Origin of the sequence: Nocardia sp. NPDC057455 (assembly GCF_042802775.1) — a bacterium.
Taxonomy (GTDB): domain Bacteria; phylum Actinomycetota; class Actinomycetes; order Mycobacteriales; family Mycobacteriaceae; genus Nocardia.
Genome location: NZ_JBHVDM010000120.1, coordinates 1 through 18,526, shown reverse-complemented (window position 1 = coordinate 18,526; position 18,526 = coordinate 1). Strand labels below are relative to the sequence as shown.

General features: G+C 68.8%; 20 protein-coding genes. 12 read left to right on the top strand and 8 right to left on the bottom strand.

The annotated features are described in order from the left end of the window. Positions 1-33: 33 nt before the first annotated feature. From ACFU5M_RS31215 to ACFU5M_RS31200, 4 genes are all read right to left on the bottom strand, one after another. Positions 34-795 (bottom strand): FAD-binding oxidoreductase, encoded by a 762-nt coding sequence (locus ACFU5M_RS31215; RefSeq protein ID WP_379054596.1) that lies wholly within the window; start codon positions 793-795, stop codon positions 34-36. Between the two features lie 29 nt (positions 796-824). Beyond that, positions 825-1,982: an FAD-binding oxidoreductase gene (locus ACFU5M_RS31210; RefSeq protein WP_379054588.1), complete on the bottom strand. Its 1,158-nt coding sequence runs from the start codon at positions 1,980-1,982 to the stop codon at positions 825-827. Between the two features lie 297 nt (positions 1,983-2,279). After that, positions 2,280-3,167 (bottom strand): LLM class flavin-dependent oxidoreductase, encoded by an 888-nt coding sequence (locus ACFU5M_RS31205; RefSeq protein ID WP_379054586.1) that lies wholly within the window; start codon positions 3,165-3,167, stop codon positions 2,280-2,282. A gap of 52 nt (positions 3,168-3,219) precedes the next feature. Continuing rightward, positions 3,220-4,155 carry an NADP-dependent oxidoreductase gene (locus ACFU5M_RS31200; RefSeq protein ID WP_379054584.1) on the bottom strand — a complete coding sequence of 312 codons (936 nt, stop codon included), beginning with the start codon at positions 4,153-4,155 and terminating at the stop codon, positions 3,220-3,222. Positions 4,156-4,495: 340 nt separating this feature from the next. On the opposite strand from ACFU5M_RS31200, the gene clpB reads away from it, so the two are divergent. From clpB to ACFU5M_RS31165, 7 genes are all read left to right on the top strand, one after another. Next, the gene (gene clpB, locus ACFU5M_RS31195; protein WP_379054582.1) at positions 4,496-7,051 is read left to right on the top strand and encodes an ATP-dependent chaperone ClpB; all 2,556 of its coding nucleotides are present in this window, start codon (positions 4,496-4,498) and stop codon (positions 7,049-7,051) included. Between the two features lie 234 nt (positions 7,052-7,285). After that, positions 7,286-8,095, top strand: a complete 810-nt coding sequence (locus ACFU5M_RS31190) for a DUF5666 domain-containing protein (RefSeq protein ID WP_379054580.1) — start codon at positions 7,286-7,288, stop codon at positions 8,093-8,095. A 146-nt stretch (positions 8,096-8,241) separates the two neighbouring features. Continuing rightward, complete coding sequence (locus ACFU5M_RS31185; RefSeq protein WP_379054594.1) at positions 8,242-9,201, top strand: hypothetical protein; 960 nt, start codon at positions 8,242-8,244, stop codon at positions 9,199-9,201. Positions 9,202-9,217: 16 nt separating this feature from the next. Continuing rightward, entirely contained in the window at positions 9,218-9,631 is a 414-nt protein-coding gene (locus ACFU5M_RS31180; protein ID WP_379054578.1) for an SDR family NAD(P)-dependent oxidoreductase, read from the top strand. A gap of 55 nt (positions 9,632-9,686) precedes the next feature. Then, on the top strand, positions 9,687-10,235 hold the full coding sequence (pyrE, locus tag ACFU5M_RS31175; protein ID WP_040870748.1) for an orotate phosphoribosyltransferase: 549 nt from the start codon (positions 9,687-9,689) through the stop codon (positions 10,233-10,235). A 50-nt stretch (positions 10,236-10,285) separates the two neighbouring features. Continuing rightward, the gene (locus ACFU5M_RS31170; protein ID WP_379054576.1) at positions 10,286-11,344 is read left to right on the top strand and encodes a beta-ketoacyl-ACP synthase 3; all 1,059 of its coding nucleotides are present in this window, start codon (positions 10,286-10,288) and stop codon (positions 11,342-11,344) included. A 2-nt stretch (positions 11,345-11,346) separates the two neighbouring features. Continuing rightward, positions 11,347-12,054: a lysoplasmalogenase family protein gene (locus ACFU5M_RS31165; protein WP_379054574.1), complete on the top strand. Its 708-nt coding sequence runs from the start codon at positions 11,347-11,349 to the stop codon at positions 12,052-12,054. Here the strand turns inward: ACFU5M_RS31165 and ACFU5M_RS31160 are convergent. Then, a complete protein-coding gene (locus tag ACFU5M_RS31160; protein WP_379054571.1) occupies positions 12,038-12,484 on the bottom strand; it encodes a hypothetical protein in 447 nt (148 codons plus the stop codon). The genes ACFU5M_RS31165 and ACFU5M_RS31160 overlap by 17 nt on opposite strands. Before the next feature lie 65 nt (positions 12,485-12,549). Continuing rightward, the gene (locus ACFU5M_RS31155) at positions 12,550-13,002 is read right to left on the bottom strand and encodes a Uma2 family endonuclease (RefSeq protein ID WP_379054569.1); all 453 of its coding nucleotides are present in this window, start codon (positions 13,000-13,002) and stop codon (positions 12,550-12,552) included. Positions 13,003-13,021: 19 nt separating this feature from the next. On the opposite strand from ACFU5M_RS31155, the gene ACFU5M_RS31150 reads away from it, so the two are divergent. From ACFU5M_RS31150 to ACFU5M_RS31140, 3 genes are all read left to right on the top strand, one after another. Further along, positions 13,022-13,357: a DUF4190 domain-containing protein gene (locus ACFU5M_RS31150; RefSeq protein WP_379054567.1), complete on the top strand. Its 336-nt coding sequence runs from the start codon at positions 13,022-13,024 to the stop codon at positions 13,355-13,357. 54 nt (positions 13,358-13,411) lie between these two features. Next, entirely contained in the window at positions 13,412-14,098 is a 687-nt protein-coding gene (locus tag ACFU5M_RS31145; RefSeq protein WP_379054565.1) for a TrmH family RNA methyltransferase, read from the top strand. A 271-nt stretch (positions 14,099-14,369) separates the two neighbouring features. Further along, entirely contained in the window at positions 14,370-15,455 is a 1,086-nt protein-coding gene (locus ACFU5M_RS31140; RefSeq protein ID WP_379054592.1) for a glycoside hydrolase family 76 protein, read from the top strand. Between the two features lie 7 nt (positions 15,456-15,462). Here ACFU5M_RS31140 and ACFU5M_RS31135 read toward each other — a convergent pair whose 3' ends face one another. After that, entirely contained in the window at positions 15,463-16,161 is a 699-nt protein-coding gene (locus ACFU5M_RS31135; protein WP_379054563.1) for a DedA family protein, read from the bottom strand. Positions 16,162-16,166: 5 nt separating this feature from the next. After that, complete coding sequence (locus tag ACFU5M_RS31130) at positions 16,167-16,820, bottom strand: DedA family protein (RefSeq protein ID WP_379054590.1); 654 nt, start codon at positions 16,818-16,820, stop codon at positions 16,167-16,169. A 298-nt stretch (positions 16,821-17,118) separates the two neighbouring features. Here ACFU5M_RS31130 and fbaA point away from each other — a divergent pair, with 298 nt between their 5' ends. Beyond that, positions 17,119-18,153 (top strand): class II fructose-bisphosphate aldolase, encoded by a 1,035-nt coding sequence (fbaA, locus tag ACFU5M_RS31125; RefSeq protein WP_379054561.1) that lies wholly within the window; start codon positions 17,119-17,121, stop codon positions 18,151-18,153. 31 nt (positions 18,154-18,184) lie between these two features. Beyond that, positions 18,185-18,526: winged helix-turn-helix domain-containing protein (locus ACFU5M_RS31120; RefSeq protein WP_379054559.1), on the top strand; the 342-nt coding region annotated here is incomplete at its 3' end.

The window sequence follows — 18,526 nt, the reverse complement described above, 5'->3', positions numbered from 1 at the left end:
CAGACGGTGTTCTGTGCGAACGGCGGCGGTGGGTCAAAGCCCCTCGAATTGGATTCGTTCGGGGGGTGTTCCGGTCTCCAGGAGGCGATCGACGGTGGTCTGGACCATGGCGGGGGAGCCGCAGACCAGCACTTGGTGCTCGCGGAACGCGCCGTGGGAGCCGAGGACTTCGGCGAGTGTGCCGTAGAGCAGGTCGTCGGGTGAGAAGCCGATGTCGACTCGGGCCTGCTCGTACCACTCGTCGACCCAGTTCGGGTCCTCCAGGCTTTCCACCACCGGGATGACGGTGAGCCAGGGCAATTCGCCGGCCAGCAGGAAGAGCATGTCCGAGGCGTACAGGTCGCGGGGGGAGCGCCCGCCGACGAAGAGGTAGGTGGGCGGCGGGGAAGGCTTGCGCGCCAGTTCCAGGATCTGGGCGCGCATCGGCGCCAATCCGGTGCCGCCTGCGATCATCACCACCTCGTCGCCGTCGGGGTCGACCCAGAATCCGCCGGCCGGAGCGCCGATCCGCCACTCGTCACCCGGCTGCGTGTCGGCGACGATCGCGCCGCTGCACCAGCCGCCCGGCACCGTGCGCACGTGGAACTCCAGCTTGCCGTCCAGCGAGGGCGGCAGCGCGGGGGAGAACCTGCGGCGCACGCCGGGGTGCTGCGGGACTCGCACCTCGACCGATTGTCCGGCGGCGAACGGCACGAATTCGCCGATCAGGCGGATCACCGCGAGATCGTGCCGCAACCGATGATGACCGACCACGGTCGAGGTCCACTCCGGCGCTTGATTTCCGTTACCGAGCATGCTCGGATCCCCCAACGGGGCCTCCTTCGTTACACAGGGTCGCAGCTGATGTTCTGCTCAGGGGTGCCGACGGCGATGAGTGCGCGCTGGGTGTCCGCGATCATCCGGGCCGATCCGGCGATTTGGATCTGGCGGTCCGCCCACGCGCCGAAGCTCGCGACGACGGCGCCGAGATTACCGATCAAGCGCCGGTGCATGCCGTACGGCGCGTCCTGCGGCGGATGCGGGTACCACCACGGATTGGTCTTCTGCTCGCACACCGGAACGATGGTCAGCCACGGGTTGCTCTGCGAGAGCTGCCACATGTTCTCCACGTCGTACAGATCGCAGGGATAGCGGCCGCCGATGAAGAAGTGCACGCGCGGATTGATGCCGCGCTGGCCCATCTCGATGAGCTGGGCGCGCAGCGGCGCGATACCGGTGCCCGCGCCGATCATGAGCACGTCGCGGCCGCTGTCCCGGTCGACGTGCAGTCCGCCGAGCGGGCCCGCGATCCGCCATCGGTCGCCCACCCTGGTCTCGTTGACGATCGCCGGGCTCACCCAGCCGCCGCGGATCTTGCGCACGTGGAACTCGATCTCGCCGTACGGGTTGGACGGGATGGCCGGGGAGAAATAGCGCCACATCTTGGGCCGCTGCGGGATCGTCACCGGCACGTACTGTCCGGCCTGGTAGGGCACCGGCCCGTCGGATTGCAGGCGCACGATGGCCAGGTCCTCCAGCACGCGGCGATGGCCGACCACGGTCGCCTCCCACACCGGCTGCGACTTGTCGGAGTTCGCGCCGATGGCCATGGACGCGGAGATCAGGATCGTGATGTCACGCCAGCCCTCCTCCAGACCCCGGTTCCAGGCCGCGCCGTTGTAGGCGCGGAACGCCGCGAGCAGCGCGCGGCCCGCCACGTCGTAGTGCGCCGCCTCGACGCCGTACTTGCGGTGGTCGCGGGCGAGTTGCTCCAAGAATTTCTGCGCCCGGTCCCAGTCCTCCAGGTGATCGAGCACGTACTGGATTGCCGTGGCGATCCGCTTGGCCTGCATCTCCATGGCGGGCGGGAACAATTCGCGCAGCCGGGGATTCTCGGCGAACAAATGTCCGTAGAACGCACTGACCAACCGCTCGGGTCCATTCGGTGACTCGATCACCGAACGAAAATTGGCGCGGACCAGCGCAGCCGAACGCGCATCCACGACGTGGAGCTTCCTTTCCCTCAGTTCTGCCCGGGGACATACCCGTTACCGGCGGTCTCCCGCCGACAAGTATCCCCGAAAATGCCGTGGTCGTGTGGGTATAGGCGTACCTTCGCCCGCGTTCCGGCGAGCACGGGCTGGCGACGGACTACGCCCGACCGCACCCGTCGGTGCCGTAAGACCCGGCCAAACGGTAATCGGTGGGCAAACGGCGGATGCTGCTGACCCGTCGGTAACCGGCACCGGAGGCGAACGGCGCCGCACCTTCGCGACCCGTCCCGGCCGAGTAGACGCCGGTCACGGACCCGCGCCGGCCCGAACCACAGGCACGACCTGCTCGGTATAACGACGGATCTGCTCGACCGGTTCCCCCTCGGTGGGCCAGAAGACGAATCCGTCGATCCGCTGGTCATGGTGCAAACCCAGCAGATCGTCGACCCAGCGCTCGACCGGACCCTCCAGGAAGCCGTGATCGGTTCCGTCCGCGGTGATGGTCCCGGACACGTTCAACACCCGCCGCACCGCCAGCGGGTCCCGGTCCGCCACGGCGGCGGCGTCGTCGATCCGCCTGCCCGCTTCGGCGAGGAACTCCGGTGGCGCCCACGCGGCCGACGGCACCCAGCCGTCGGCGACGCGTCCGGTGAGCTCGAGCATGCGCGGCCCCCGCGCCCCGAGCCAGATCCCGGGATCGTGCCGCGGCCGGGGACCGGGATGCGCGCCGGCCAGCGAGTAGAAGGTCCCGGGCACCCGGACCGATCGCGCGTCGCTCCACAGGGCGCGGATGACCGCGATCGCCTCGCCGAGGGCGCGCACCGCTTCGCCGCCGGTTCTGCGCGGTCCGCCCATCCCGGCGACCGCGTCCCAGAACGCGCCCGCGCCGAGGCCTAGTTGGATCCGGCCGTCGCTGATGATGTCGAGCGAGGCCACCGATTTGGCGAGCAAGGCGGGGTGACGCAGTGGCAGGTTGGCCACGTCGGGGAAGAAGGTGATCTGCTCGGTCCGCGCGGCCAGAGCGGTGATCAGCGTCCAGGTGTCCAGGAAACGGCGCTGGTAGGGGTGGTCCTGGATCCCGATCAGGTCGAGCCCGGACACGTCGGCGTACACGCTCAGCTCGGCGAGCCTGCGAAAATCCTCGGCCTCCGGGATCAGGAACAGGCCGAATTGGGGTGGTCGGGTGCTCAGCACACACCTCCGGGGTCTCGCGGGACACAGGCCAGGCGTGGTGGGCCGGTACGGCTCAGATGGCGAGCACGGTCTTGCCGCGAGCGCCGGGCGCTCCGATGACCGCCGGTCCCTCCGCCAGCGGGACGGTGGCGTCGATCGGCACGACCACGTCACCCGCCGCGACGCGCTGGATCAGCCGGGCCAGTTCCGGCGCTTTGCCCTGGGATTCGATGTTGCCGCCCTTGATCGACCGCGCGCGCAACGCCTCCTCGTCGGCGGCGAAGGTGGTGGAGTAGACGGTGCCGCCGTCGCGGACCAGCGTGGTCAGCTCGGCTAGCGCCTCGGGCGGGCTCACCAGGTCGAACAGCACGTCGATGCCGTCCGGATGCGCGGCGGCGACCTGTTCGCGCACCGGGCCCGCGGTGTAGTCCACCGTCTCGGCCGCGCCCAGCCGGGTCATCTGATCGGCGGAATCGCCGCGCGCCGTCGCGATGACGTGCGCCCCCGCGATATTGGCCAGTTGCACCAGGAAGGAACCGACGCCGCCGGTCGCGCCCACGATCAGCACGGTCTGGCCGGGCCGGATGTGCGTGGCGTCCACCAGGTCTTGTGCGGTGACGCCTGCGGTCGGCAGCGCGGCGGCCGCGACGGTCGGCACGCCGGGCGGGATCGGCACCAGCGTGCCGCCTTCCGGAAGTACCGCGAACTCGGCGAAGCTGCCGTGGCCCACCGGCGGTGTGAGGAATTTGCCGACCACCCGGTCTCCGACGGCGAAGCGGCTGACGCCCGCGCCGACCGTGGCGACGGTGCCCGCGCCGTCCACCCCGAGGATCATCGGGAAGTCGTGCGGCAGTTTGCCGTCCAGGATCCCGGAGGCCACTTTCCGGTCGAAAGGATTCACCCCGGCCGCCTGGAGTTGAACCCGCACGGTTCCGGGCCCGGGCTCGGGCATCGGCATCTCGGCCAGTTCCGGCGTCGCTCCGAACTTCCGTACCACGATCGCGCGCATCCATTCGCTCCTTGATTCGGGGTGAAGAGTGATGCAACAAGAGACGGCCGAGGTCATCGTAGGCATCCGAACCCCGCCGACGTGCGGAATCACCGCATCGGCGGTGTCGCCGGGGGCGTCGCTTTCGCGGGTGCCGGGGCGTAGCGTTCGATCCGATCCGTGGCGACGGGCCGGTGCGGCGAAAATTCTGAACTTGAGCGGAACAGACTCAACCTTTCCGACGTTGGACGGTAAGGAACGGCGTCGAGCCGGTAGGCGAGCGGGCGAGACGAAGCGCGTGCTTCGGTCGCACCGGCATCGTGCTCGAGGTCGTGCGAATCGACTAGCAGGAAGGTGACTCGTGGACTCGTTCAATCCCACCACCAAGACCCAGGCGGCGCTCACCGCCGCCCTGCAGGCGGCCTCCGCCGCGGGCAACCCGGAGATTCGTCCGGCGCACTTGCTGGTGGCGTTGCTGGATCAAACCGACGGCATCGCCGCGCCCTTACTGAAGGCCGTCGGAACGGATCCGGCGACCGTGCGACGCGAGGCACAGGACCTGGTGGACCGGCTGCCGCGGGCGACCGGCGCCACCACCACACCGCCGCTGGGCCGCGAAGCGCTCGCCGCGATCACCGCGGCGCAGCGCCTGGCCACCGAACTCGGTGACGAATACGTCTCCACCGAACACGTGATGGTCGGTCTCGCCGCGGGCGACTCCGACGTGACCATGTTGCTCACCAAGTACGGCGCCACCGACGACGCGCTGCGTTCGGCGTTCACCGCGGTACGCGGCAGCGCCCGCGTGACCAGCCCCGATCCGGAAGGCAGCTACCAGGCGCTGGAAAAGTACTCCACCGATCTCACCGAAGCCGCCCGCTCCGGCAAGCTCGACCCGGTGATCGGCCGGGACACCGAGATCCGCCGGGTGGTGCAGGTCTTGAGCAGGCGCACCAAGAACAACCCGGTGCTGATCGGCGAGCCGGGCGTCGGTAAGACGGCGATCGTCGAGGGCTTGGCCCAGCGCATCGTGGCGGGCGACGTCCCGGAGTCGCTGCGCGGCAAGTCGGTGGTGGCGCTCGACCTCGGTGCGATGGTCGCGGGCGCGAAGTACCGCGGCGAATTCGAGGAGCGGCTCAAGGCCGTGCTGGAGGACATCAAGAACAGCGCGGGCCAGATCATCACGTTCATCGATGAGCTGCACACCATCGTCGGCGCGGGCGCGACCGGCGAATCGGCGATGGACGCGGGCAACATGATCAAGCCGATGCTCGCTCGCGGCGAGTTGCGCCTGGTCGGCGCGACCACGCTGGAGGAGTACCGCAAGCACATCGAGAAGGACGCGGCCCTGGAGCGGCGCTTCCAGCAGGTGCTGGTCGGGGAGCCGTCGGTGGAGGACACCATCGGCATCCTGCGCGGCATCAAGGAGCGCTACGAGGTGCACCACGGCGTCCGCATCACCGACTCCGCGCTGGTCGCCGCCGCCACGCTGTCGGACCGCTACATCACCTCCCGGTTCCTGCCGGACAAGGCGATCGACCTGGTCGACGAGTCGGCCTCCCGGTTGCGCATGGAGATCGACTCCCGCCCGGTGGAGATCGACGAGGTGGAGCGCGCGGTGCGCAGGCTGGAGATCGAAGAGGTCGCCCTCGCCAAGGAGACCGACGAGGCATCCAAGCAGCGGCTGGAGAAACTGCGCGCCGAACTCGCCGACGACCGGGAGAAGCTCAACCAGCTGACCACCCGCTGGCAGAACGAGAAGAACGCGATCGACCAGGTGCGCACGCTGAAGGAGGAACTGGAGGCGCTGCGCGGCGCATCCGAGCGTGCCGAGCGCGACGGTGACCTGGGCAAAGCTGCCGAACTGCGCTACGGCCGGATCCCGGCGCTGGAGAAGCAGCTCGCCGAAGCCGAGCAGACTTCCGCGACGGCCGGAGACGGCGAGGTCATGCTCAAGGAGGAGGTCGGCCCGGACGACATCGCCGAGGTGGTGTCCTCGTGGACCGGCATCCCGGTGGGCCGGATGCTGGAAGGGGAGACGCAGAAGCTGCTGCGCATGGAGGAGGAGCTGGGCCGTCGCGTGGTCGGTCAGACCGAGGCGGTGCAGGCGGTGTCCGACGCGGTGCGCCGGGCGCGCGCGGGTGTCGCCGATCCGAACCGTCCGACCGGCTCGTTCATGTTCATCGGCCCGACCGGCGTCGGCAAGACCGAGCTGGCGAAGGCGTTGGCGGACTTCCTGTTCGACGACGAGCGCGCCATGGTCCGCATCGACATGAGTGAGTACAGCGAGAAGCACTCGGTGGCCCGGCTGGTCGGGGCCCCGCCCGGCTACATCGGTTACGACCAGGGCGGTCAGCTCACCGAGGCGGTGCGGCGCAGGCCCTACACGGTGGTGCTGTTCGACGAGATCGAGAAGGCGCACCCGGACGTGTTCGACATCCTGCTCCAGGTGCTCGACGAGGGCAGGCTCACCGACGGCCAAGGCCGCACGGTGGACTTCCGCAACACCATCCTCATCCTGACCTCGAACCTGGGTTCGGGCGGTGATCGCGAGTTCGTCATGAACGCGGTGCGATCGGCCTTCAAGCCGGAGTTCCTCAACCGCCTCGACGACGTGGTGATGTTCCACGCGCTCGACGAGGAGCAGCTCGAGCACATCGTCGACATCCAGCTCGACCAGCTGCAGAAGCGGCTGGCGCAGCGCAGGCTGAAGCTGGAGGTCAGCGATTCGGCTCGGTTCTGGCTGGCCGTGCGCGGCTACGACCCCGCCTACGGCGCGCGTCCGCTGCGCAGGCTGATCCAGCAGGCGATCGGCGACTCCCTGGCCAAGGAACTGCTCGCGGGCGAGGTCACCGACGGCGACAGCGTCAAGGTGAGCGTCAGCCCCGGCGGGGACGGCCTGATCGTCGGACGGTGAGCGAGCGGCCTCGTTCCGAGCAGCGTTCGGGGCGAGGCCCGTTCGAGGACCACTGCGCAACTCGATTCGCGCACACCATGTTTCAAAGATTCGGCGCGGTGGCGACACCAACGGGGAACCGATCGGCGGCCGCGTCGCGCCCAGGGGATCGGGCACCGGCGCCGGTCTTCCGGAGAGCGCATCGGTTCAGCGGGTGCGGGCGCGAGTGAGCGAACAAAGCCTACGCTGGAACGCATGACCAACCCGAACGATCCCTGGGGACAGCGGCCGGAGGATGCGCCGACCGAACACCTGGGGCCGCCGGGCAAGTCCGGATCCGGGGACCCGACGCACACCACGGAGTACCTCGAGGCGTACGGCACCGCAGTGCCGTCGGAATATCCCCCGACGGAGCATTACGGCGCGTGGGGGCCGCCGGGCCCCAACGCGACACGCGAGTTCCCCGCCTACGACGCCCAGTGGGCCGCGTACCCGGACAGCGGCGGTGATCGGTGGCCGGGTACGGCGATGCCGCCCGGTGGCGGGATGCCGCCCGGCGGTGCACCGCCGCCGGGGCCGCCGCAGCCACCGCGGCGCAACACCGGCCTGTGGATCGCCCTCGGCCTCGGCGTCGTGCTGCTGATCGGCGCCGTCGGGGTGGTCGCGGGCGTGCTGCTGGGCGGCAGCGATTCCAGTTCGGCCGACACGGCGGCGGCCTCGACGGCGCGCGTCACGAGCAAGCCCGTGCCGGGGACCAGGACCGCGCAGCCGACGCCGCCGAGCGGGCTGCCCAGCGTGCCCGGCCTCGGCGATGTCGACGGACTCGGCGCGACCGTGGGCACCATCACCGCCAACGACGGGGGCACCCTGACGGTGAGTTCGGTGATGGGCAACACCATCACGGTGCGCACGGACGCGAGTACTCAGGTGATCGCGTTGACGGGCACCGAAGTGTCCGACCTGGCCCCCGGTGAACTCGTCATGATCCAGGGCGACAAGGGCCCGGACGGATCGATCCAGGCCAAGATCATCATCGGTACCTCGCTGTCCGGCGGCGGACGATGAACCGCCCCGGCTGCCCCCGGTGTGCGGTGCCGCGCATCCGCCCGGTGAGCGGGATCGGTGACCGCATCCGTTTCGCTCGGCCCGGCGCGGGGGTAATGACGGACCATGTCCGGCCGGGACTATTAGGCTAGGCGTCGATGACGGCAATGTGGTTCGGGTTGGCGGCGATCGCGCTCGTGGGCGCGATCGTGCTGCTGTATTTCGATCGGCTCCAGCGGCAGCGGACCGGTCACGCGCGACAGGTCTGGGCGAAGTCGCAGGGCTATACCTACGTGTCCGTGGAACCCGCGCTGCCATCCACGTGGCGCCGCGGCGCGCTGGCCAAATTGGGCTATCTCTCCGCGGTCGACGTGGTCTCCGGTATCCGCAAGGGCGAGAAGTTCGTGCTGTTCGATCTGGAGGATTCCGCGACGCTGGTCGCGGTGCGCCGCCAGATCGGCTCGGACATCGACGTCGACATGCGGTTGAAGACGGCCGCCCCGCCCAAGGACCACGATCTGGAACTGCTCGGCGCCATCGGCGACCGCGTGGTCTTCGCCACCAACCCCGAGATCGCCAGGCACGCGGTCGATCAGCGCATGGTCGCTTTCATCGAGAATCTGCCGGACACCGTGCAGATGCTCTGGAGCGAGGGCAACTGGACGCTGGGCATGTTGCTGGTCGGCACCACTCCGAAGGACTGGGAGGGCGCGATCGACGCGGTGCTGCGCCTGTCCGGTCTGCTGCACGTACTGCCGCCGGTCAGCGAGCCGCGCTCCGACGGCGGTGGACACGATCAGGGCCGTCCGCGCCCCCGCGAACGCCGGCGCGAGGACGACGCCGACGATCGGCCGCGCGCCGAGACCGAGGACGACGAAGGGCCCGGCGACGACGCCTACGCCGACGAGCGTGCGGACGATCCGGGCCAGGAACCGGCGCGTCGACCGTCGCTCGCCGTCGTGCCGAACACGCGCGTCCGCGTGCGCGAGGACGAGCAGCCACGACCGCGTGCGGAGCGCGACGCCGAGGGCCGGCCCGATCCCGAGTCCCGGCAGCGGCCTGCCGACCCGCCCGGCGGACCCTTCCATCCCGGATTCCGGCCCTACCAGGGACCCGTGCCGAAGTGACCGGCCGCGCGCCCACATGAGCGAGCATCCACACCCCAGGATGCCCGGCGCCACCCGTCCGGTGGTCTTGATCACCGGACCGGCCTCGGGTATCGGCCGCCGTTACGCGACCCGCCTGGCCTCGCTCGGCTATGACCTGGTGCTCGCTGCTCGGGACGAGCGGCGTCGCACGGCACTATCCTTCACGGAAGGGTTGGCAGGGGGATCGGCCGGGACCGGAGTCCGGGCTCGAGCCCTGTGCTCGGGATTCGTCCGTACGGAATTCCATCAGCGAGCAGGCATCCAGATGTCCTCGCTGCCCGAAGCGTTGTGGCCGAGCGTCGACCAGGTAGTCGCCGGCTCACGACGTGATCTGGAGAAGGGCCGGGTGCTCAGCGTGCCCGGTATGCAGTACAAAGCGCTTACAACCCTCGCCGGAGCGATCCCGTGAACCCTGGGGGCCCGGCTCGATCGCGGGCTGTTCAACGCACGCGGAAGGACTCGAGATGATCGACGTGATTACCAACGACAGGGACAGGTTGGCCGCGCTGGTACGCGAGCTCGCCGTGGTGCACGGCCGGGTGACCCTGTCCTCGGGCAAGGAGGCCGACTACTACGTCGACCTGCGCCGCGCGACCCTGCACCACGGCGCGGGCCCGCTGATCGGCAAACTGCTACGCGAACTTGTCGCGGACTGGGATTTCGACGCCGTCGGCGGCCTCACCATGGGCGCTGACCCGGTGGCGCTGGCCGTGATGCACGCGCCCGGTCGCCCGATCGATGCGTTCGTGGTGCGCAAGGCGGCGAAGTCGCACGGCATGCAGCGACAGATCGAAGGCCCGGACATCGTGGGCAAGCGGGTGCTGGTCGTCGAGGACACCACCACGACCGGCAATTCGCCGCTGACCGCGGTGCGGGCGCTGCGCGCGGCGGGCGCAACCGTGGTCGGCGTCGCCACCGTCGTCGACCGCGAAACCGGCGCCGACCAGGTGATTGCCGCGGAAGGACTGGAGTACCGGTCGATCCTCGGCCTGAAGGATCTCGCGCTGGGATAGCCTGGACAATGGTTTAAGTCTTCGAAGGTGAAGGGTCGTGTGAGTCACCAGTGGTGAGCATTGCAGTCAACAAAAGTCGCGAGAAAGTTGCGATGCTCGGAATCGGCGCTTACCGACCCAAGCGCCTGGTCAGCAACGCCGAGGTGTGCGAGGTCCTGGATTCCACCGACGAGTGGATCTACGAGCGCACCGGTGTCCGCAACCGGCGCTGGATCAGCGGCGACGAGACGCTCCGGTCGATCGCCGCGGCGGCGGGCGAGCGCGCGATCGTCAACAGCGGCGTCGACCGCGCGAAGATCGGCGCCGTGATCCTGGCCACCTCCAGTTGGCTGACCCTGACTCCGCACGGCGCGCCGCAGGTGGCCTACGACATCGGGATGAACGGCGTCCCCGCCTTCGACCTGACCTCCGGCTGCGGCGGCTTCGGCTACGGCCTCGGCGTGGCCGCCGACATGATCCGGTCCGGCTCCGCCGAGTACGTGCTGCTCATCGGCGCCGAGACGATGACTGTAGGGCTCGATCCCACCGACCGCGGCACCGCGATGATCTTCGGAGACGGCGCGGGCGCGGTGGTGGTCGGCCCGAGCGACGAGAACGGCATCTCGCCCACGGTGTGGGGCAGCGACGGCGAGAACGCCGCCGCGATCATGCAGGACATCGACTTCCTGGAGTACATGCACCGCGCCCAGGCCATGCAGGGTATGGACCCGGCCGTCGATCCGGTCGGCCGGATGTCGTTGCGGATGGAAGGCCCGCGGGTCTTCCGCTGGGCCGCGGTCACCCTGCCGCGGGCACTGTCCACCGCGCTCGAGATGTCCGGCGTGGCCAAGGAGGACATCGAGGTTTTCGTCCCGCACCAGGCCAACGCCCGGATCAACGAGCTGATGAAGAAGAACCTCGGGCTGGCCGACGAGATCCCGATGGCCAACGACATCGAGAACACCGGCAACACCTCGGCCGCGTCCATTCCGCTCGCGATCGAGGAGATGCTGGTCACCGGCAAGGCGAAGGGCGGGCAGACGGCGTTGTTGCTCGGTTTCGGCGCCGGTTTGAGCTACGCGGGCCAGGTCGTCACGCTGCCGCCCGCCCCGGCCGAGCCGAGCTTCTAGTCGTGCGCCCGTTCCGAGCCGGGTATCTGGCCGCGGCGGTGGTCACCGTCTACGGCGCCGTCACCGGGCGGGAGAAGGCGCAATGGATCGCGAAGCCACTGCTGATGCCGCTGCTCGCGGCCGACGTGGCGACCCAAGGCAGGGAACTGCCGTCCACCGAGCGCACGGTGTTGATCGGGTCACTGGGCGCGGCGACCGTCGGCGACATCCTGCTCATCGATCCGGATGACGACCGCAAGCTGATCGCGGGTGCGTCCTCGTTCGCGGTGATGCAGGCCGGATACGCCACATTGTGGTGGCGGATGGGTGGCAGGCCCGCCGCCGATGTGGCCGTGCCGCGGGTCGCCGCCTGGCTGGGTGCCGCCGGGTTGCTGCGGAAGAAGGCGGCCTCGGTGGCCGCACCGCTGACTGCCTACGGCGCCACCCTGGGCGCCGCAGCCGTGCTGGCATCCGACCCGGCGCTCGCACCCGCCGCGAAAAACATTGCGGGCGTGAATGTTCCCGGTGCGGATCCGCGTAGTCGCCTCGGGCTCGGGGCACTGCTGTTCACCGTCTCCGACGGGCTCATCGTGCTGCGACGATTGTTCGTCCGCGGTGAGCGTGCCCGCCGGGTGACCGAAGGCGTGATCCTGGCGACCTACACGGCCGCGCAGTACCTGCTCGCCGATCCGAAAGCGCACGTCGAACCGGTGATCACAGCAGCAGAATGATGCGATCGCGGTTCGTCGGGTCGACGCGGATCGACAGGATCTCGCCGACCGCGAGCCGAGGCCTGTCGGCCGGGGTGGCGTCGAAAACCACGGTGCCCCGGTAGCTTTCCGAGCCCGGCACGGTCAGTTCGAGATCCAGCTCGGTCAGTTCGGTGTGATGGTCGGTGCGCTCCAGAGGGTGCACGCCCTCGACGGTCGCCCAGCCCTCCAAGCCGTGCCGCCACAATCGGCGATCCGCCTTGGACGGCCGCGCGGCCAGCATCATCCCGATTCCGACACACGAGCCGAACAGCCCGACCAGCGCCACGATCTGATACGGCACGGTTCCCGGCGGCGTCCGATGCACCACCCACCCCAGCCACAGCGCCAGCAGGATCAGATACCCGGCGGTCACCCCGAGCACCGTGCGCAATATCCGCTCGTGATCCATACCAGCCTCCACCCCGAGTGCCAGACCTCCAGAATAGGCCCGGCACAGTCGGTGGTGGAGGGCTATCAGGGTGCGCGACTGCTGGTCAGCGCGGCAAGATCGATCGTCACGGGGGTTCCGGCAACGTTGACCGTCACGGTGCCGGACTGTTCGGTGACGAGTTCGTAGTCACGGCCGATGAGGTGGTAAGCGGCAAGACTTGTGGGCTTGTCGAGGTCGATCAGCCAGTAGTGCTCGATACCGGCGTCGGCGTACTCGAAGAATTTCGTCACCCGGTCGGTACGCCGTGAACCGGGTGAAAGAATTCCGACGGCGAGCAACACCTCGGCCGCTCGATAGCGGGTGCGGGTTGGCCCCACGAGAATGTTCGGGACTCGGATGGTCGGCAGCGTGCCCTTCCACCGAGCAGCACCGGCAGTCCGATAACGGCGATCGAGGAAGACCGCCGAATCCATGGTTGTCGCGATGGTTTCGGCGCTAGAGGGAGCTGTCCGCCACGGTGTGGTGTAACCCGCCACACCTACTACGATCCTGCTGATGAGCTATCCGCCGCAGCAGCCGCCGTACGGCTATCCAGCCTATGGGGCCTACGGGCCCCCGGACCACCCGAGAGCCACCACGGTCCTGATCCTGGGCATTCTCAGCCTCGTGCTGTGCCAGTTCCTCGGCCCCTTCGCCTGGGTGATGGGCAAGCGGGCGCTCAACGAGATAGATACCTCCGGCGGAACCATCGGTGGGCGGGGAAATGTCAACGCGGGGTACATCTGCGGCATCATCGCGACCGCGCTGATGTGCCTGACCTTGCTATTTCTGCTGTTGCTGCTGGTGCTCGGCCTGGTCGGCGCGTTCGCGGGAAGTTCGTCGAGCTACTGAGCCGGTAGCCGGCCACCCGTCGGGAGCGCGGTGGCCGGAATTAGCATCGTGGGGGTGAGTCACCCGGTGCCGGACGCGGCGGAGCAGGACCTACCAGGGCCGACGGAGTGGGGCGAGCACCCGAACGGCGTCGGCCCGTGGGCGAGCGAACACGCCGAGCCGCCGCCGGACGATCCGCGCCTGGATCCCGAACTGGTGGCCGCGGGCGACCGGCGCAACGTGGTCGACGCCTACCGGTACTGGAGCCGCGAGGCCATCGTCGCCGACATCGACCGGCGCAGGCATCCGTTCCACGTCGCGATCGAGAATTTCGGGCACGACGCGAACATCGGCACGGTGGTCCGCACAGCGAACGCCTTCGCCGCCGCCGCCGTGCACATCGTCGGCAGGCGGCGCTGGAATCGCCGCGGCGCCATGGTGACCGACCGCTACCAGCACATCCGGCACCATGCCGACATAGGTGAACTGCTGGCGTTCAGCGAGCGCGCCGGATTGACGGTGGTCGCCGTCGACAATGTGCCGGGCTCGGTCCCGCTGGAGACGGTCACGCTGCCGCGCGCTTGTCTGCTGCTGTTCGGCCAAGAGGGGCCCGGCGTCACCGACCATGCCAAGCAGGCCGCCCAGCTCACGGTGTCGATCGCGCAGTTCGGTTCCACCCGCAGCATCAACGCGGGCGTGGCCGCGGGGATCGCGATGCATGCCTGGATCCGGCAACACGCCGACCCGGCGACCGCTTGGTGACTGTTGGACGAGCCTTCGACCGTGTGAGCAGGAGATCTTCCGGCGCCGGAGCACACCGGCACGATTGCACATCGCTTTTGTAACAAATCGGGCGCATAAATGCGTTCTGGCCTGGCACCATTGAGTCATGACCTCGCGGAGCGACGACATCGAGGTGCCGCGCGTGGAGCACGCCGAAAAGGGCTCCGCGGTACGGCGTCGGCCGGCTGTCCGGACACGGACGGGCCGGGAGGCCGTCGCGCCCGCGACGCTGTGGTCGGAACGGGCCGATATGGCCGAATCGGCGATCATCTCGCGGCACCTGCGCGCCCTGTGGGCGTTGCCGGGTACCGAACTCGGCGTGGTCGGCTGGCCCGCCACCAAGCGCGAGCGGGTCTTCGGCGGGTGGCACTACTGGTGGCAGGCGCATCTGATCGAATGCGCGACCGACGCCGCGAACCGGGCGCCGACTCCGCTGCGCCGCAGACGAATCGCCGCGCTGGCGCGCTCGCACCGCATCCGCAACCTCACCGGCTGGACCAACCGGTACTACGACGACATGGCATGGCTGGCCATCGCACTGGAACGCGCCGAGCGCACTCAGGGCGCCGATGTGCGCAGTGCGCTGGCCGCACTGGAGAAGCAGCTGCACGACGGCTGGCAGCCGCAGATCGGCGGCGGTCTGCCCTGGCGCATCGGATCGGACTATTTCAACGCGCCCGCGAACGGTCCCGCCGCGATCGCGCTGTTACGGCTCGGGCGCATCCAGCGTGCGCAGGAGATGGCCGACTGGTTGGACGCGACACTGCGCGATCCGGAGACCGGTTTGATCCTCGACGGCATCCATCTGCCCTCCGGCGAGATCGAGCGTCCCGTGTTCACCTACTGCCAAGGAGTGGCGCTCGGCCTGGAGACCGAACTGGCCGTGCAGACGGGCGATCCGAAACACGCCGAACGCGTGCACCGGCTGCTCGCGGCCGTCGAGGAACGCATGACCACCGGGGGAGTCGTCAACGGCGGTGGCGGGGGCGACGGCGGACTGTTCAACGGCATCCTGGCCCGTTACCTGGCACTGGTCGCGGTGATGTTGCCCGGCGAGGACTCCGAACAGGTCGCCGACCGCCGTGCGGCCGCCGCGATCGTCACCGCGTCCGCCGAGGCGGCGTGGGCGAACCGGCTCCAGGTGGAGGGCGAGCCACTGTTCGGCCACGACTGGAGCAAGCCCGCGCAACTGCCCGGCGGCAGCGCCGGAGCCGGCTACTTCACTTCCGGCGGCTCGGTGACCTCGTCGAAGGTACCGGGACGCGACATGTCCGTGCAGTTGTCCGGCTGGCTGCTCATGGAGGCGGCCTACCAGGTCAGCGCCGCGGGGCTGTGAGCTCGGATCAGCTCTCGGACTCCAACACCACGCTCGGGGCCGTCTCCAGCGCGAAGTCCTCGGCGGGCTGGGACATCTCCTGCCGGTAGTGCCGCACGCCGAGCACCGTCCCGATGATCAAGCCCACCACCAGGGTGCCGATCACGATCGGCATCAGCCACGGCACGCGCCCCAGGAAGTTGCCCGCGTAATAGCCGATGAGCAGCAGCACCGGCGCCCAGACGATCGCGCCGACGGTGCTGGCCACGGTGAACTTGCGGTGGTCCATTCGCGCCGCGCCCGCTACCGAGGGGCACAGGGTGCGCACCCAGGGGATCCACCGGGCGATCAGCACCGCGACGAATCCGTGCCGGTGCAGCAGCTCCGCGACGCGCTGCAGATTGCGGACGTTGATGTATCTGCCGTTCTTGCGGGCGACCAGGTGCCGTCCGGTCCGGTGCCCGATGACGTAGCCGACCTGGTTGCCCGCGATGGCCGCCACCATCGCGCCCAGCGACAGCGCCCACACGTGCGCCTCACCCGACGCGTGCGATGCCATCACGATGCCCGCGGTGATGAGCATCGAATCACCGGGCAGGAACAGCCCGAGGATCACCGCGCACTCGAGGAAGACGAAGGTCAACACCACTGCCCAGACGAGCGCGGGGCCCGCCGACAGCAGCGGATCGAAACTGCCCACGGCTAGGGGCGACGAGTCCGTCGTCACCGGCTTCAGCGGGTGGGCTCGCTGGTCGAAGCGGTCAGCTCGCTCTCGACCGCGTCGGACACGGGCGTACCGCGGCGAATCTTCTTCACCACCGCGGTGATGCCGGGCAGGATCGACACGAAGACGATGAGCAGGAAGATCGCCTCGACGTGGTCACGGATGAACGCGACGTTGCCCAGGAAGTAGCCGAGCACCGTGACGCCGCCGCCCCACAGGAGCGCGCCGACGATGTCGAACGCGACGTACTTGCGGTAATCCATCTTGGAGACCCCGGCCAGTACCGGCATGAAGGTGCGCACGATCGGCACGAACCGGGCCAGGACGATCGTCTTCGGCCCGTGCTTCTCGAAGAATTCGTGCGTCTCCGTGACGTAATGCTTCTTGAAGAACCGGGTGTCCTCTTTCTGGAACAGCGCCGGTCCGATCGCCCGTCCGATCCAGTAGGCGCACTGGTCGCCGGCGAACGCGACCAGGACGGTGGCGGGCACCAACACCCAGATCGACACCGGCGGATTCGGCTGCGCGGACAGCAGGCCGCCGGTGAACAGCAGCGAGTCGCCGGGCAGGATCGGGAACAGCAGGCCGGTCTCGATGAAGACGATCACCAGGATGGCCGGCAGCACCGCGTTCTTCAGCCACGTCTCCGTGAGCAGGTGCATCGGATCGAGCAACTCGGTCAGCGCGAGGTTGCTCGTCACCGATTCTGTCGCTGCCTGCAGAATCACGTGGCCTCCTGTCCCGATACGGCTGGCGTTCATCGCTTGCCACCGCGTCGGAAGCTGCCAGCGCAAATTACCGGCCCCACAGTACCGGCTCCGCCTGAGAATGCTCGCGCAGTGCGCGAAATTACCGGTGGGTCACCGGTGCACTCCCTCCCTGCATACCAGGCGAAACACCGCTGCCTTAGGGTAAGGGCTGACAAAATAGGTCTTTGCCGCACAACACGGAGGTCTTACTGTGCCCATCGCGACTCCGGAGGTCTACGCCGAGATGCTCGGTCGGGCCAAAGCCAATTCCTTCGCCTTCCCGGCCATCAACTGCACGTCGTCGGAGACGGTCAACGCGGCCATCAAGGGCTTCGCGGACGCGGGCAGCGACGGCATCATCCAGTTCTCCACCGGCGGCGCGGAATTCGGCTCCGGCCAGGGTGTGAAGGACATGGTCACCGGCGCGGTGGCGCTGGCCGAGTTCGCGCACGTGGTCGCGGCCGAGTACGACGTGACCATCGCGCTGCACACCGACCACTGCCCCAAGGACAAGCTGGACACCTTCGTCCGGCCGCTGCTCGCGATCTCCCAGGAGCGGGTGAACGCGGGTAAGAACCCGCTGTTCCAGTCGCACATGTGGGACGGCTCCGCGATTCCGATCGACGAGAACCTCGAGATCGCCAAAGAACTGCTGAAGGCCACCCACGCCGCGAACATCATTCTCGAGGTCGAGATCGGTGTCGTCGGCGGTGAAGAGGACGGCGTCGAGGCGGAGATAAACGAAAAGCTCTACACCTCGCCGGAAGACTTCCAGAAGACCATCGATGCCCTCGGCGCGGGCGAGAACGGCAAGTACCTGCTCGCGGCCACCTTCGGCAACGTGCACGGCGTGTACAAGCCGGGCAACGTCGTGCTCAAGCCCGAGGTGCTCGCCGAGGGGCAGCGTGTCGCGGCGGCCAAGCTCGGCCTCGGCGCCGACGCGCAGCCGTTCGACTTCGTCTTCCACGGCGGTTCCGGCTCGCTGAAGTCCGAGATCGAGGACTCGCTGCGCTTCGGCGTGGTGAAGATGAACGTCGACACCGACACCCAGTACGCGTTCACCCGGCCGGTCGCCGGGCACATGTTCGCCAACTACGACGGCGTGCTGAAGATCGACGGCGAAGTGGGCAACAAGAAGGCCTACGACCCGCGCAGCTACCTGAAGAAGGCGGAGGCGTCGATGGCGGCCCGCGTGGTCGAGGCTTGCAACGACCTGCACTCCGCCGGACGCTCGATCAGCGCCTGACCCTGAGACATCCGTCAGGGGCTTGGTGCACATGAGTCTGGATGTGCGCGTGCTCGGGCCCGTGCGACTGCTCGTCGGTGGTGAACCGGTAGCCGTCGGCGGGCCCAAACCGCGAGCTCTGCTCGCCGCGCTCACGGTGAATCGGCGGCGCGCGGTGTCGTCGGCCGCGCTCGCCGATCTGGTGTGGAACGAGGAACCACCTGACTCCTACGCTGCCAGCCTGCAGGTCTTCGTCTCGAACATCCGTAAGGCGCTGCGTAATTCCGGGGTCGACCCGGCTACGGTGCTGCGCACCGAGTCGTCGGGCTATCGGCTGGAGATCGACGAGACCGCGTGCGATCTGGGACGTTTCGAGGCGGCGCGGGAGGCGGGC